The organism is Pseudomonas sp. LAP_36, assembly GCF_019456785.1.
GTDB classification, from domain to species: domain Bacteria; phylum Pseudomonadota; class Gammaproteobacteria; order Pseudomonadales; family Pseudomonadaceae; genus Aquipseudomonas; species Aquipseudomonas tritici.
Window position 1 is genome coordinate 741,543 of record NZ_JAHZMS010000003.1, and the last position, 13,237, is coordinate 754,779.

The following is a 13,237-nucleotide window of genomic DNA, read 5'->3' on the forward strand; positions in this document are numbered from 1 at the left end:
ACCAGCGATTTGGCAATAACGCGATCAAAGGTCATAAAAAAGGAACGGCCCAAAACCTCATCAGTCACTACTTAAGCAACGCGATATCCCAGGTGCCGTGCCTGGGGTTTTTGCTCAAACGAGCCGGGGATCGCTCTGGCCACTTTGAATAAGGAGTTTTGTCTGATGAGTAACAAGAAGCCAGCCACCCCGTCGAAGAGTGAACTCGCGGGCACCGATACCCTGGACCGTGGCAACACCAACGCCAAGCTGCAGGCCCTGGAGGAATTCCGTTCCGATGCGACCGGCCAGGCCCTGCGTACCAACCAAGGCGTCAAGATTTCCGATAACCAGAACACGTTGAAAGTCGGCTCCCGTGGCCCGTCGCTGCTGGAAGACTTCATCATGCGTGAAAAAATCACGCACTTTGACCATGAGCGCATCCCGGAGCGCATCGTGCATGCCCGTGGTACGGGCGCTCATGGCTTTTTTGAAACCTATGCAGACCACTCGGCGCTGACCAAGGCCGGCTTTCTGCGCAATCCCGGGCAGAAAACCCCGGTATTTACGCGCTTCTCTACCGTGCAGGGCCCTCGCGGCTCAGGCGACACGGTGCGCGATGTACGCGGTTTCGCAGTGAAATTTTTCACCGACGAAGGCAACTTCGACCTGGTTGGCAACAACATGCCAGTGTTCTTCATTCAGGACGCGATCAAGTTTCCCGACTTTGTTCACGCCGTGAAACCTGAACCCCACAACGAAATTCCTACTGGCGGTTCGGCCCACGACACGTTCTGGGATTTTGTTTCGCTGGTGCCGGAGTCGGCGCACATGGTGGTGTGGGCAATGTCCGACCGCGCCATTCCCAAAAGCCTGCGTGCCATGCAGGGCTTTGGCGTACACACGTTTCGCCTGATTAATACCGAGGGCAAGTCCAGCTTCGTGAAATTCCACTGGCGTCCAAAAGTGGGCACCTGCTCGCTGGTGTGGGACGAAGCGCAGAAGCTGGCCGGTAAAGACACCGATTACCACCGCCGCGACCTGTGGGAGTCGATTGAAACCGGCGATTACCCTGAGTGGGAACTGGGTGTGCAGATCGTTGCAGAAGAGGACGAGCATAAGTTCGACTTCGACCTGCTCGACCCGACCAAGATCATTCCCGAAGAACTGGTGCCGATCACGCCGCTGGGCCGGATGGTGCTGAACCGCAACCCGGACAACTTCTTCGCTGAAGTCGAGCAGGTCGCCTTCTGCCCAGGCCATATCGTGCCGGGTATCGACTTTACCAATGACCCGTTGCTGCAAGGCCGTCTGTTTTCCTACACGGACACCCAGATCAGCCGCCTCGGTGGTCCGAACTTCCATGAGATCCCGATCAACCGCCCGGTCGCGCCGAACCATAACGGCCAGCGCGATGCCCTGCATCGCACGGTGATTGATAAGGGTCGCGCTGCTTACGAGCCGAACTCCATCGACGGCGGTTGGCCGAAAGAAACGCCTGCCGGCCCGACCGACGGCGGTTTCGAGACCTACTACGAGCGTGTCGATGCGAACAAGGTGCGTGAGCGCAGTGAATCGTTCGGCGACCATTTCTCCCAGGCCACGCTGTTTTTCAACAGCATGAGCCACCACGAGAAAGAGCACATCATCGCCGCCTACAGCTTTGAATTGGGCAAGGTCGAGCGCGAGCATATTCGTGCGCGTCAGGTGAATGAAATCCTCGCCAATATCGACCTGGAGCTGGCCAAGCGCGTTGCGCAGAACCTGGGTCTGCCGGCGCCGAGCAAAGGCACAGTAGCGCCACGTGAGACTTCGGTTAAAGAGTCCCCGGCGTTGAGCCAGGTGAACTTGCTGTCGGGCGATATCAAGACCCGCAAGGTGGCGATCCTGGCAGCAAACGGGGTTGATGGTGCTGCCATCGACGCAATGAAAAAAGCGCTCGCAGCAGAAGGCGCGCATGCCAAGTTGCTGGGGCCAACCTCGGCACCGGTCACCACGGCGGATGGCAAATCCCTGCCGGTGGATGCGTCCATGGAAGGCATGCCGTCGATTGCGTTTGATGCGGTATTCGTACCGGGCGGCGCGGACTCTGTGAAAGCGCTGAGTGGCGACGGTGTTGCACTGCATTACGTGCTGGAGGCCTACAAACACCTGAAGGCAATTACGTTGGCCGGTGAGGCCAAGCAGTTGCTGGACGTGCTCAAGCTTGAGGCGGATGCAGGCTTGATCGTGGGCGGGGATGCCAAGGCGTTCAAGGCGTTCTTCGCGGCGATCGCGCAGCATCGGGTTTGGGGTCGTGAGCCTAAGGCCAAGGCGATTCCGGCTTAAGTCATTGGTTGTTTGTTAGATCGTCATCGCGGGCAAGCCCGCTCCCACAGTTCAAATGTGGGAGCGGGCTTGCCCGCGATGCTTTTAGTCCGCCTTGCGCGGAATCAGCACAACCTGCGCCGGAATGTGTTTCAAAATCTGCCGGTGAATCTTCAGGTCATACCCCGAATCAATCCGCTTCACCCGTTTGGTCAGTAGCGTGGCCAGCCACGGGTAATCCTCGGTGCGCGGCGCCTGGATGCTCACGTCGCACTGGTAATTCACGACGTCGGTGGCGATTGCATCCAGCTGATGGCGCAGTGCTTCGATGTCGGTGAGGCTCAGTGCCACGGTGGTGCTTGGCGCTGCCGGGTCGATGACCTTGGCGGCGGGCTTGGTTTCAGCGGCTTTCAGAGCGGCTTCGGCTTTATCCAGCTCGGCTTTGCGGGCGTGGCTGATGGCGCTGTTAACGCCGCCAGTAAGTGCCGGTGCCTTTGGCATCAGCGCACGCGCACGGCTTAGCGCGGTGGCAGCTGCGTTAACGTCACCTTTTTGCAACACGATCTGGCTGCGCTGCAGGTAGGCCTCGGCCAATTGGCGTTGGTAGCCCTCAAGCGTCGGGTCGTTGGGCGACTGGGCTTGCAGGGTAGTCAACTGATCTTCGGCGGTAGCCAGCTCGCTGCTGGCCAGGTTTTGCTCCAGCTGCGCGATGGCCACAGCGCGTGCGTCCGGTGCCTGTTGGGCGGCGGGCGGTGTGCTTTGACAGGCGCCCAGCAGCAGGGAAAATGCGGCAAGGAGCAGATAACGTGCGGTGAACGGCTTCATTCCTGCGACTCTCTATTTGCGCAAAAAGCGAGCAAGTCTACACCCCTCGACGGGGCAGGACAAAACTCAGCAGAAACAGGGCGGCGGCCGTGACCACAATCGATGGCCCGGCAGGCGTGTCCTTGAACCAGGACAGCGCCAAGCCCCCGCACACTGCAAACATTCCCAACAGGCTGGCGCCGATCGCCATTTGCTCCGGCGAACGGGCATGGCGCTGAGCGGCGGCGGCGGGAATGATCAGCAGCGACGTGATCAACAATACGCCGACAATCTTCATCGCGACAGCAATCACCACGGCGATCAACAACATCAGGGCCATGCGCAGGGCCGGCACAGGCAAGCCTTCTACCGTGGCCAGCTCTTCATGCACGGTGATCGCCAGCAGTGGGCGCCACAGGGCTACCAGCAACACCAGCACGGTCGCGCTGCCGCCGAGGATCCAGGCCAAGTCAGTGGGGCTGATCGCCAGCAGATCGCCGAACAGGTAGGCCATCAGGTCGATACGCACTTCGTGCATAAAGCTCAGCACCACCAGGCCCAAAGACAGGGTGCTTGGCGCCAGGATGCCCAGCAGGGTATCGGAAGCCAGTGGCTGGCGCTGTTGCAGGGTTACCAGCAGCACCGCCAAGAGCAGGCAACCCACGGTCACGGCGATGGTCGGGCTTACATCGAGCAAAAAGCCCATGGCCACGCCTAGCAATGCGGCATGCGACAAGGTGTCGCCGAAATACGCCATGCGCCGCCAGACCACGAACGAGCCCAGCGGACCCGCAACCAGTGCCAAAGCCAAGCCTGCCAGCAGGGCGTAGAGCAGAAAATCAGCCATGCTTGCAGCTATCTCCATGAACGTGAGGGGTAGAAGGATCCTCCACGACCGCGCCATGCAGGTCATGCGCGTGGTCGTGGTGGTGGTGATAGATCGCCAGGCTCTGCGCGTTTTTGCCGAACAGCTCGACGAACGCGGGGTCGCCACTGACCTGTTCCGGGTGGCCGGAGCAGCACACGTGTCGATTGAGGCAGACCACTTGGTCGGTGGTGCTCATCACCAAGTGCAAGTCGTGGGACACCATCAGCACGCCGCAGCCATGCCGGTCGCGCAGGCGCGTGATCAGGCTGTACAGCTCGGCCTGGCCGGCGACGTCGACGCCCTGCACGGGTTCATCCAGTACCAGCAGTTCCGGCTCGCGCAACAAGGCGCGGGCCAGCAGCACGCGCTGCATTTCGCCGCCGGAGATGCTTTGCACCGGGCTGTCGATCACCTGTTCGGCGCCGACTTCCTTGAGCGCTGCCTGCGCGCGGGCACGGTCCACGCCCGGCACCAGACGCAGGAAGCGCAACACGGAAAGCGGCAGCGTCGGGTCGACATGCAGCTTCTGCGGCATATAGCCGACGCGCAGCTTGGGCTTGCGCCAGACGCTGCCGGTGTCGGGCTTGAGCAGGCCGAGCACGGCGCGCACCAGTGTGGTTTTGCCGGCACCGTTGGGGCCGATCAGGGTGACGATCTGCCCAGGCTCCACGCTCAGTGCGATGTTATCCAGCACGTTTTGCCCGGCGAACGTGACCCCGACTTTTTCCAGGCGGATTAACGCATTGCTCATCAAGCCCCCTGGCAGCCCGAGCACAGGCCGACTACTTCGACCGTTTGCCCTTCGACCGTAAAGCCGACATCGGCAGCGCTGCTGATAATGGCGTCGCTGATGCTTTTTTGTTCAAGTTCGATGGCGGCATGGCACGCGCGGCAGATCAGGAATTGACCTTGATGCGCGTGTTCCGGGTGGTTGCAGCCGACAAAAGCGTTGAGCGAGGCAATGCGGTGCACCAGGCCGTTTTCCAGCAGGAAATCCAGCGCACGGTAGACCGTGGGTGGCGCTGCGCGGCGGCCGTCCTGCTCGCTGAGCACCCCGAGAATGTCGTAGGCGCCCAGTGGCTTGTGGCTCTGCCACACCAGTTCCAGTACACGCCGACGCAAGGCGGTCAGGCGCAAACCCTTCTGTGCACAGAGGGTATCAGCCTCCGACAGCGCGGTATGCACGCAGTGGGAGTGGTCGTGGGGACGGCTGGCAAGCGGTGTAATAGGCATGAGCGGCGACAGACATTTGATAGAGACGTTATTATGTTACCCGTTCCTACGCCATCGAGTGGTCATCGTGTCCCGACTTTTTCCCGTTTTTGTCGTATTTGTCACCAGTTTGTTCATCAATGGCGCCGCTCAGGCCGAGGTCAAGGTGCTGACCAGCATCAAGCCTTTGCAGTTGATTGCTGCGGCTGTGCAGGACGGCGTGGCGGTTCCGGAGGTGTTGCTGCCGCCGGGTGCATCGCCGCATAACTACGCGCTGCGTCCATCCGACGTACGGCGCGTGCAGGCGGTGGACCTGCTGTACTGGATCGGTCCGGATATGGAGAGTTTCCTGCCGCGCGTGCTGAAAGGTCGTACGGCAACAACGGTAGCGGTGCAGGATCTTCCGGGTATGAAGCTGCGGCGGTTTGCCGAAGATAGCCACTCTCACGCCGACGATGCCGACGAACATGATCATGATCACCGCCCAGGCAGCCTGGATTCGCACTTGTGGCTGTCGACCGTGAATGCTCGCGTGATTGCGGCGCGTATGGCTGCTGATCTGGCGGCCGCTGACCCGGCCAATGCCGTGCGTTATCAGAGCAATGCGAAAGCCTTTGATGGGCGCCTGGATGTTCTGGATGCCCGCCTGAAAGCTCGTCTGGCGCCGATTGGCGGCAAACCTTACTTCGTGTTCCATGAAGCCTTCGATTACTTCGAAGAGGCTTACGGGCTCAAGCACGCCGGTGTGTTCAGCGTTGCCGCTGAAGTACAGCCCGGCGCCCAGCACGTAGCGGCGATGCGTACGCGTTTGCAGGAAGTGGGCAAGACCTGCGTGTTCAGCGAGCCGCCGTTGCGTCCGCGTTTGGCTGAAACCCTGGTGGCGGGTTTGCCGGTGAAGCTGGCGGAGTTGGATGCGCTGGGTGGGTATACCCCGGCTACGGCTCAGGGGTATGAGCAGGTGTTGGAAAAGTTGGGGAATGACTTGGCCGGGTGCCTGGAGTCGTTGTAACAGACGGCGCAGGTCTAATGTGGGAGCTGGCTTGCCTGCGATTGCGGTGGGCCTGCGACGAAATTGCTGGCTGACCTGACGCTATCGCAGGCAAGCCAGCTCCCACATTGACCGAGTTGGGGCTTTAGAGGGCGAACGGCAGTTGGATTGTGACCTGCTGGCGTTGTGCCAAGCGATGCTCAAATTCCGCCGGGTCATGGATCAACACATCCTGCCCTGCAAACGACTCGGCAGCGATCAGGCGTGACAGCCAGAACCGCACACACGCCACCCGCAACATCGTCGGCCACAGTTCGGCTTCCTTGGCGGTGAACGGTCGCAGGCCGGCATAGGCGCCGAGCAGCGCACGGGCGCGTTGTCCGTCAATCACGCCATCGGCATCCGAACACCAGTCATTCAGGGCGATCGCCACGTCGTACAGCATCGGCCCGGAGCAGGCGTTGTAGAAGTCGATCAGGCCTGTGAGGTGCGTGCCTTCGAACATCGCATTGTCGCGGAACAGGTCGGCGTGGACGTTGGCGCGCGGCAGGGCGAGGATCTGGGCCTTGTGAGCGTCGATTTCCGTCAGTGCAGCTTGCAGCAGGCGCTGCTGTGCGTCGTTCAGGTGCGAAATCAGTTGCGTGCCTTCAGCCAGCATCCACTCCAGGCCGCGGTCGGTCTTGCGTTCCAGCACCTTTTCGCCTTGTGTCGCCAGGTGCAGGTGGCCAAGCAGGTCGCCGACCTGGGTACAGTGCTGGGCGTTGGCGTCCTTGATGTGCTTGCCGGCCAGGCGCGGTTGCAACAGTGCGGGTTTACCTTTTAGCTCGCGCAGAGCCACTCCATCGGTGGTGCGCAGGGCGTAAGGCACCGGCAGGTCGGCGTCGTGGAGCACGTCGAGCAGTTCGATGAAGAACGGCATTTCTGCGACCGGGCCGCGCTCAACCAGGGTCAGGACGAACTCGCCCTGCTCCAGGCTGATAAAGAAATTGGTGTTTTCGCTACCGGCGGCAATCCCCTGGAAGTCGAGCAGGCGGCCGAGCCCGTAAGGGGCGAGAAAGGTTTCCAGCTCGGGCCGAGCCAGGGGGGTGAACACAGACATGGTTAAAACTGCCAGTACGGGCGCCGCTGTGCGCGGCGCCAATTTAAGTTAAGAAATCATTTCCATTCGAAGATCTTCCATGACGGGATCAGCATATCCGGCTGGTCAGAGCGGATGAAGTTCGCATCGGTTCCGTCCGCGCGCACCAGGAAATACGGAGGCGCCCCTTTCGGAGTGACCTTGATTGCGTACAGGAAACCGTTCTGACGGTACTCCTGGATAGTCTTGTCGCCTTCCGTGCGAATGGTCACTTCCGGATCACCCCCAGGCGCATCGTCTGCCGCCATGGCAGCCAACGGAGCGAGTGCAATCAAGCCGGTCAACAGCAGGCGATTGAATGTGCGCATGATAACCTTGTCCCTTTGTCGTCATTGGTCCGGCTATTCTAGCGCCTGACCCGCCGAAAAGGTTGATTCTGCTCATGAGCCAAGCACCCCTCGTCCTGGTGGACGGTTCTTCTTATCTGTACCGCGCTTTTCATGCGCTGCCACCGCTGACCACCTCCAAAGGCCTGCCGACCGGTGCGGTCAAGGGCGTGTTGAACATGCTCAAAAGCCTGCGCAGGCAGTACCCGGACAGCCCGTTCGCGGTGGTGTTCGACGCCAAGGGTGGGACCTTTCGCGATGACATGTACGCCGAATACAAGGCCAATCGCCCAAGCATGCCCGATGACATGCGCCTGCAAATCGAGCCATTGCATCAAAGCGTAATCGCGCTGGGCTTCCCGCTGCTATGCGTCGAAGGCGTCGAGGCCGATGATGTGATCGGCACCCTGGCCCGCAGCAGTGCCGCCGCTGACCGCCCGGTGGTGATTTCGACCGGTGACAAGGACATGGCGCAACTGGTGGACGGCCACATTACCTTGGTCAATACCATGACCGGTAGTGCGATGGACATTGAGGGCGTAAAGGAGAAATTCGGCGTCGCTCCGGAGCAGATCATCGACTATCTGGCGTTGATGGGCGATTCGTCCGACAACATTCCGGGTGTTCCGGGTATTGGTCCTAAGACCGCGTCCGGCTTACTTGTAGGTGTGAACGGCGGCCTAAAAGAGCTTTATGAACAGCTGGATATCGTGCCGACCCTGCCTATCCGTGGCGCGAAGACGCTGCCGGCCAAGCTGGAAGAGCACCGGGAGATGGCGTTCCTTTCCTACCAGCTGGCGACGATCAAGATTGATGTGCCGCTGGATGTGGGCCTGGATGATCTGCACCTGATCGAACCGAACCGTGAAAAACTGCTGGAGCTGTATACGCTGCTGGAGTTCAAGAGCTGGATTGACGAGATCCAGCGTGACGCCAAGCGTGTCGAACTCAAGGCTGCTCCTGTCGTTGAAGCAGTCGTTGAAACCGTGGCGCCAGCGCAGACCACCTACACCACCATCCTCGACCAGGCGACGTTTGATGTCTGGTTGAAGAAGCTCAACGAGGCGAAGTTGTTCGCCTTCGACACAGAAACCACTGGCATCGACGCCCAACAGGCACAGTTGGTCGGTGTTTCCTTCGCCGTGCAGCCCCATGAAGCCGCCTACATCCCGCTGACCCACGCCTACATCGGCGTGCCGGAGCAGTTGGACCGTGACACCGTGCTGCTGGCCCTGAAGCCACTGTTGGAAGACCCGACCAAACTCAAGGTTGGCCAGCACGCCAAGTTCGACATGAACATCCTGGCCAACTGCGCCATCGGCGGCGACCCTGCACACGGCATTACCGTGCGGGGCATCGCGTTTGACACCATGCTCGAATCCTATGTGTTGAACGCCACCGCAACCCGGCATGACATGGACAGCCTGGCGAAGAAGTACCTGGATTACGACACCGTCAGTTTCCAGGATATCGCCGGCAGGGGCGCCAAGCAGCTCACCTTCGACCAGATCGCATTGGAGCAGGCCGGCCCTTATGCGGCTGAAGATGCCGATGTGACCTTGCGTCTGCATCAGGCGCTGTTCGCGCAACTTTCAGCCATCCCGAGCCTGGTGAGCGTGCTCACGGATATCGAGATTCCGTTGGTACCGGTGCTGGCCCGTATCGAGCGCCAGGGTGCGCTGGTGGACAAGGCGCTGCTGGGCATCCAGAGCATCGAGCTGGGCAACAAGATGGTCGAACTGGAGCGCCAGGCGTTCGAGATCGCCGGTGAGGAATTCAACTTGGGTTCGCCCAAGCAGCTCGGCGCGATTCTTTACGAAAAGCTCGGCCTGCCGGTGCTGAAAAAAACCGGCAAGGGCCAGGCGTCGACGGCCGAAGAAGTGCTGGCCAAGCTGGCTGAAGATGACTATCCGCTGCCCAAGGTGCTGATGCAGTACCGCAGCATGAGCAAGCTGAAAAGCACTTACACCGATCGCTTGCCGGAACAGATCAACCCGCGCACCGGGCGGATCCACACGTCCTATCACCAGGCGGTGGCGGCTACCGGGCGCTTGTCCTCGAGTGACCCGAACCTGCAGAACATCCCGGTGCGCACCGCCGAAGGGCGGCGGATTCGCCAGGCGTTTGTTGCGCCGAAGGGCTACAAACTGCTGGCGGCGGACTATTCGCAGATCGAGCTGCGGATCATGGCGCACCTGTCGAAGGACGAAGGGTTGATGAACGCCTTCCGTCACAACCTCGACGTGCACACGGCGACGGCCGCCGAAGTGTTCAAGGTTGAGCTGGGTGAGGTTACGTCTGACCAGCGCCGCAGCGCGAAGGCGATCAACTTCGGTTTGATCTATGGCATGGGCGCGCAGAAGCTTGGCAAGGACATCGGCGTCGATACCAAGACGGCCAAGGCGTACATCGACGTGTACTTCGCCCGTTATCCCGGGGTTCGCGAGTACATGGAGCGCACCCGCGCCCAGGCTTCCGACCAGGGCTACGTCGAAACTTTCTTCGGGCGCCGGCTGTATTTGCCGGATATCCATTCCAACAAGCCCCAGGAGCGCGCGGCGGCAGAACGCACTGCGATCAACGCGCCAATGCAGGGCACGGCGGCGGACATCATCAAGAAAGCCATGGTGCTGGTGGACAATTGGCTGACCGATTCGGGCCTGGATGCCAAGGTCATCCTGCAGGTGCACGATGAATTGGTGCTGGAAGTGCGTGAGGACTTGGTGGCCGAAGTCAGCGAGAGGATCCGTGAGCACATGAGTGCGGCTGCTCAGCTGGATGTGCCGCTGCTGGTGGAGGTAGGTGTGGGTGATAACTGGGACGAAGCGCACTGATTACGGGGCTTTGCCACCACCTTGCGTGGTGGCAGAGTGCTTTAGTCCGGAAGTCGCCGTCAGTTATTTCCAATAGTTTTTTGAGCCTGCCGGAACTTAACCCGTGAACTGCCACTCAGAGTTACTGAATGGGTGGTGAAGCCCTTCAATGCTCCTATGTTGTGTTAAGTGTTGGCAGATATCTGGACCCCGCCCTAGCGGTCCGGAACTTGAACCCCGAACTTCCCCTCCCCATACGAAGTCCGGGGTTTTTTTTGCCTGCAGAAAAGTTACTCCGCGATTTCCGCGCCCTTGTCGGCCAATTCCATCCAGCCGGCCAGCACGGTGTAGGCGTCTTCCAGGCCCAAGCGCTTCGGCGCCGAGAACAGCTGGATAGTGATCGCGTCACCCCAGCCTTTACGGATTTCGGCCTGCACTTTGAGCAGGGTGTTCTTGGCGGCGCCGTAGGTCAGTTTGTCGGCCTTGGTCAGTAGGATATGCATCGGCATACCGCTGGCAACAGCCCAATCGAGCATCAGCAGGTCGAAATCGGTCATCGGATGGCGGATGTCCATCATCAAAATCAAACCCTTCAAACTCTCGCGACCACCCAGATAAGCCTCGAGGTGACGCTGCCAGTGCAGCTTCAGCGGGATGGGTACTTTTGCGTAACCGTAGCCCGGAAGGTCGACCAGACGCCGATCATCGTCTAGCTTGAAGAAGTTGAGGAGTTGCGTGCGACCCGGGGTTTTCGAGGTGCGTGCCAGGCTGGCGTGAGTCAGGGTGTTCAGTGCGCTGGACTTACCGGCGTTGGAACGACCGGCAAAGGCGACTTCAAAGCCTTCGTCATCGGGGCATTGGTCAACTTTGGCGGCGCTGAGCATGAATGTGGACTGTTGGCACAGGCCGAGGATGGGATTCTTGAGTTGCATGAGATTTCCGATGTGGGCGATGCCGAGAAAGGGTGCGGCAAGCGGTGTCGTTTCCGTTTCAGTAGCGCCAGTATATAATGCCGCAGATTTTGTGTGTGCTTTGTCCCAGCGAAGGACGAGGTTCACGGGAGCGAAAGACCTTTATTGCGCATTAGAACGCAAAACGCTCTCAAACCCTGAAATGGTCGACGTATGACCAAGTGGTTGCGCGCTGTCGGTGTCCTGGTCCCGCTTTAATGGTGCTCAGGCTACACAGGATCCTGAAGCGGTGTACAACCGAGTTTGCGTGGTCACGCTGGTGCAACACGTGACCCAGGGTTTCAAGGCAATTCCGCCGCGTGGTTTGTGCATGGACTGCAGTACTGAGGATTACCAGGCCATCATTGAGTTGATGGTGAGTAAACCCGGTTGATAACTCTTAAACCCTTAGCCGTAGTTGGATTAGCTGATGAACAAACTGATCGTGAGTCTGCTGTTGACCTTGGGCATCACCGGTGTTGCCCATGCTGCAGGCGACGCTACAGCGGGCCAGGCGAAAGCCGCCGTATGTGGTGCTTGCCATGGACCGGATGGTAACAGCCCGGCGCCGAACTTCCCCAAACTGGCCGGCCAGGGAGAGCGCTACCTGACCAAACAGATGCAGGATATCAAGTCTGGCAAGCGCACGGTCCTGGAAATGACCGGCTTGCTGACCAACCTCAGCGATCAGGACCTGGCAGACATCGCCGCGTATTTTGCCAGCCAGAAAGGCAGTGTGGGAGCTGCCGATCCGAAACTGGTGGCCCGTGGTGAGAAACTGTTCCGCGGCGGTGACCTGGAAAAAGGTCTTCCTGCCTGCACCGGCTGCCACTCGCCAAATGGCGCTGGTATAGCAGCCGCTGGCTTCCCGCACTTGAGTGGCCAGCACGCAACCTACATCGCCAAACAGTTGACCGATTTCCGTAAGGAAGAGGCCGGGCGAAGCAACGACGGCGATGCGATGATCATGCGCACAATCGCTCGCAAGCTGAGTGATGAAGACATTGCGGCGGTCTCCAGCTACATCCAGGGCCTGCACTGAGGCGCGCACGACGTTAACGCTCGATTAATCCATCGATGCAAGCATAAAAAGGGTGGCTTAGGCTGCCCTTTTTTGTGGCCGCTACCGTTACACTAACGAACTCATGCCCGCGTAGACCTGTCACAACAAAGGTCGCGTGAGGCGACTTTATTTGTCCAGGAGTAAAGCATGCGTAATCTGATCCTCAGCGCCGCTCTCGTCACTGCCAGCCTCTTCGGCATGACCGCACAAGCTGCCGATGTGCCGCTTGAAGCCGGGAAAACCTATGTTGAATTGGCCAACCCGGTTCCGGTTTCGGTGCCAGGCAAGATCGAAGTGGTGGAGCTGTTCTGGTATGGCTGCCCGCATTGCTACGCTTTTGAGCCGACGATCAACCCATGGGTTGAGAAACTGCCTAAGGATGTGAACTTCAAACGTATTCCAGCCATGTTTGGCGGCCCATGGGATGCTCACGGCCAACTGTTCCTGACCCTGGAAGCCATGGGTGTGGAACACAAGGTCCATAACGCTGTATTCGAAGCTATCCAAAAACAAGGCAAGCGCCTGACCAAACCAGACGAAATGGCTGACTTCGTTGCCACCCAAGGTGTCGACAAAGACAAGTTCCTGGCTACCTTCAACTCCTTCGCGATCCAGGGCCAGATCAAACAGGCCAAGGAACTCGCGCAGAAGTATGGCGTGCAAGGTGTACCGACGCTGATCGTCAACGGCAAATACCGTTTTGACCTGGGTACTGCTGGCGGCCCGGAAGCTGTGCTTAATGTTGCCGACCAACTGATCGCCAAAGAGCGCGCAGCCAAGTAAGGGGCC

General features: G+C 59.7%; 12 protein-coding genes and 2 pseudogenes. 7 read left to right on the forward strand and 7 right to left on the reverse strand.

The features are described 5' to 3' along the window. Nucleotides 1-144 precede the first annotated feature (144 nt). The gene (gene katE, locus JBO08_RS14505) at nt 145-2,307 is read left to right on the forward strand and encodes a catalase HPII (RefSeq protein WP_258407104.1); all 2,163 of its coding nucleotides are present in this window, start codon (nt 145-147) and stop codon (nt 2,305-2,307) included. A gap of 84 nt (nt 2,308-2,391) precedes the next feature. Here the strand turns inward: katE and JBO08_RS14510 are convergent, their stop codons facing one another. Genes JBO08_RS14510 through zur form a run of 4 tightly spaced genes read right to left on the reverse strand, consistent with a single transcriptional unit; the run spans nt 2,392 to nt 5,191 of the window. Further along, a complete protein-coding gene (locus tag JBO08_RS14510; RefSeq protein WP_220074637.1) occupies nt 2,392-3,111 on the reverse strand; it encodes a PA5502 family lipoprotein in 720 nt (239 codons plus the stop codon). 37 nt (nt 3,112-3,148) lie between these two features. Beyond that, the gene (znuB, locus tag JBO08_RS14515) at nt 3,149-3,937 is read right to left on the reverse strand and encodes a zinc ABC transporter permease subunit ZnuB (RefSeq protein WP_049710746.1); all 789 of its coding nucleotides are present in this window, start codon (nt 3,935-3,937) and stop codon (nt 3,149-3,151) included. Continuing rightward, nucleotides 3,930-4,709 (reverse strand): zinc ABC transporter ATP-binding protein ZnuC, encoded by a 780-nt coding sequence (gene znuC, locus JBO08_RS14520; protein WP_220074636.1) that lies wholly within the window; start codon nt 4,707-4,709, stop codon nt 3,930-3,932. Before znuC ends, znuB begins: the two co-directional genes overlap by 8 nt. Further along, complete coding sequence (gene zur, locus JBO08_RS14525) at nt 4,709-5,191, reverse strand: zinc uptake transcriptional repressor Zur (protein WP_065875637.1); 483 nt, start codon at nt 5,189-5,191, stop codon at nt 4,709-4,711. Before zur ends, znuC begins: the two co-directional genes overlap by 1 nt. Nucleotides 5,192-5,249: 58 nt before the next feature. Here zur and JBO08_RS14530 point away from each other — a divergent pair, with 58 nt between their 5' ends. Further along, the gene (locus tag JBO08_RS14530) at nt 5,250-6,179 is read left to right on the forward strand and encodes a zinc ABC transporter substrate-binding protein (RefSeq protein ID WP_065875638.1); all 930 of its coding nucleotides are present in this window, start codon (nt 5,250-5,252) and stop codon (nt 6,177-6,179) included. A gap of 124 nt (nt 6,180-6,303) precedes the next feature. On the opposite strand, the gene JBO08_RS14535 is transcribed toward JBO08_RS14530, so the two are convergent. Both JBO08_RS14535 and JBO08_RS14540 read right to left on the reverse strand, forming a co-directional pair. Beyond that, complete coding sequence (locus tag JBO08_RS14535; protein ID WP_065891261.1) at nt 6,304-7,257, reverse strand: homoserine kinase; 954 nt, start codon at nt 7,255-7,257, stop codon at nt 6,304-6,306. 56 nt (nt 7,258-7,313) lie between these two features. Continuing rightward, the gene (locus JBO08_RS14540; RefSeq protein ID WP_065875640.1) at nt 7,314-7,604 is read right to left on the reverse strand and encodes a DUF2782 domain-containing protein; all 291 of its coding nucleotides are present in this window, start codon (nt 7,602-7,604) and stop codon (nt 7,314-7,316) included. A 74-nt stretch (nt 7,605-7,678) separates the two neighbouring features. On the opposite strand from JBO08_RS14540, the gene polA reads away from it, so the two are divergent. Further along, a complete protein-coding gene (gene polA, locus JBO08_RS14545; protein WP_065910200.1) occupies nt 7,679-10,456 on the forward strand; it encodes a DNA polymerase I in 2,778 nt (925 codons plus the stop codon). Between the two features lie 269 nt (nt 10,457-10,725). Here polA and yihA read toward each other — a convergent pair whose 3' ends face one another. After that, on the reverse strand, nt 10,726-11,367 hold the full coding sequence (gene yihA / locus JBO08_RS14550) for a ribosome biogenesis GTP-binding protein YihA/YsxC (RefSeq protein WP_065891259.1): 642 nt from the start codon (nt 11,365-11,367) through the stop codon (nt 10,726-10,728). Between the two features lie 192 nt (nt 11,368-11,559). On the opposite strand from yihA, the pseudogene JBO08_RS28450 reads away from it, so the two are divergent. The 4 genes and pseudogenes from JBO08_RS28450 to dsbA all read left to right on the forward strand — a co-directional run. After that, nucleotides 11,560-11,656: pseudogene (locus tag JBO08_RS28450) on the forward strand (cytochrome); the annotation flags it as partial. Nucleotides 11,657-11,659: 3 nt separating this feature from the next. Further along, nucleotides 11,660-11,779: pseudogene (locus JBO08_RS28455) on the forward strand (cytochrome c5 family protein); the annotation flags it as partial. Between the two features lie 36 nt (nt 11,780-11,815). Beyond that, nucleotides 11,816-12,427, forward strand: a complete 612-nt coding sequence (locus tag JBO08_RS14560; RefSeq protein ID WP_065880370.1) for a cytochrome c4 — start codon at nt 11,816-11,818, stop codon at nt 12,425-12,427. Nucleotides 12,428-12,595: 168 nt separating this feature from the next. Next, entirely contained in the window at nt 12,596-13,231 is a 636-nt protein-coding gene (gene dsbA / locus JBO08_RS14565; protein WP_049710737.1) for a thiol:disulfide interchange protein DsbA, read from the forward strand. Nucleotides 13,232-13,237: the final 6 nt, after the last annotated feature.